The following is a 1,678-nucleotide window of genomic DNA, read 5'->3' on the forward strand; positions in this document are numbered from 1 at the left end:
CGGGCCCGCCGCCGGTGACGACCGCGAAGCCGGCGTCGGCCAGCGCGCCGCCCAGCTCCTCGGCCTGCTTGTAGTACGGGTCGTCGGCGGCCGTGCGGGCCGAGCCGAAGACGGTCACCGCCCGGCCGACCTCGGCGAGCATCCCGAAGCTCTCGACGAACTCGCTCTGGATCCGCAGCACCCGCCACGGGTCGGTGTGCACCCAGTCGGCCGGCCCGCGGTTCTCCAGCAGCCGCTGGTCGGTGGTGGTGTCCTTCTGCCCCTTGCCGCGGCGCAGGACCGGCCCGGCCGACTGGCTGCCGGGGTGCGGGCGGCTGCGCTCGAGCGCCTCCACCGAACGCTCCTCGGTCTCGCGGCGGCTGTCCTCGTTCATGCGGTCCCCGGGGGAACGGTCGCGGTGCTGACGGTCGGTGTGGCGAGCATGGCACGACGGTAACCGGCGCACCTCGGCCGCGCGCTGCCTGCCGGACCGGGCCGCGGCCGCCGGGGCGGGCCTCCGGACCTCACGGCGGCGCGGGGGTGGCGCGCCGCTGGGCTGCCAGGAAGTTCCAGCCGTGCCCGGAGGTGTCGTAGGAGGGCGTCGCGATCCCCTGCGAGGTGGCGCCGCCGCGGCCCTGCGGCCAGTCGTGGCCACCACCGCGGACGGTGATCAGGAGCGTACGGGCGCCTTGTCTGGCGTTGACGTCCCTCCACAGAGCCTGGGTGCCGGCCACACCCGGCAGGTAGCTCCCGAGGTGGCTGCTGTGCCGGGTACCGCCGTACGGGACGATGCGGTCGCCCGTCCCGTGGACCTGCATGAGCGGGACGGCCCGGTCGGGCCGGCACGGGTCGGTGTGGGCGGCGCCGACCACCAGCACGCCGGCCCACGTCTGCGGGCTCCTGCAGGCCAGTGACAGGGCCATCATCCCGCCGTTGCTGAAGCCGCCGAGGTAGAGCCGGTGCGGGTCGGAGGACAGGGCGGCGCGGGCCAGCCGGGTCATCGCCAGGACGGCGGCCTGATCGTCGACCTGCAGTGCGCGCGCCGGGCCGCAGCACCGGCCGGCGTTCCAGCTGCTGTGCACCCCGCCGGGGTAGACGACGGCGAACTGCCCGGCGGCGGCGAGCGCGTCGTACCGGGTGTAGGCGGTGACGCTGTCGAAGCTCTGCGACAGCCCGTGCAGCATGGTCAGCAGCGGGCGCCCGGAGGCGGCGCCGCGGGGCACGTGCAGCCGGAAGGTGCGCCGGTGGCCGTCGGTGGCGACGACGCTGTAGTAGGCCGTGTAGGGCGTCCTCAGCTCGGTGACCGGGTCCGGCACCGCACCCACCGGCACGTCGAAGACCGGGGCGCCGTCGCGGACGCCGATCAGCCGCTGCTCGACCCAGGGCTCCTCCACCGCGGCCGCGGGAGTGCCGGCCAGCACGGCGACCCCGAGGGCGAGGGCGATCGCTGCCAGCAGCGCGGCGAGCGACCGGCCGTGCAGGAGCGTGTTCACGGCCTCGTCCTGCCTCACGTCGCAGCGGTCCGGCGCCCGGGGCACCCTGTCCCCCTGTATCGGCCGGCGGCTGGCGCACTTTTCACCCATTCGTGGCAGCACCGCCCCGGAGGGCTGCGGGCAACGCAGAAGGGCGGCTCCCTGTGGGAAGCCGCCCATCCGGCGTTGAGGTGGTGCCCCCGGGGGGGGGGGGGGGGGGGGGGGGG

2 protein-coding genes are annotated in these 1,678 nt (G+C 76.0%); both read right to left on the minus strand.

Annotated features, from left to right (window positions below):
* Window positions 1–373, minus strand: a 373-nt coding sequence (locus WD794_15950) for a TIGR00730 family Rossman fold protein (GenBank protein MEX2291805.1), incomplete at its 3' end; no start/stop codon positions are given.
* Between the two features lie 130 nt (window positions 374–503).
* Entirely contained in the window at window positions 504–1,472 is a 969-nt protein-coding gene (locus WD794_15955) for a PHB depolymerase family esterase (protein ID MEX2291806.1), read from the minus strand.
* Window positions 1,473–1,678: the final 206 nt, after the last annotated feature.

This window comes from Mycobacteriales bacterium, assembly GCA_040902655.1.
In the GTDB taxonomy this organism is placed as follows: domain Bacteria; phylum Actinomycetota; class Actinomycetes; order Mycobacteriales; family SCTD01; genus SCTD01.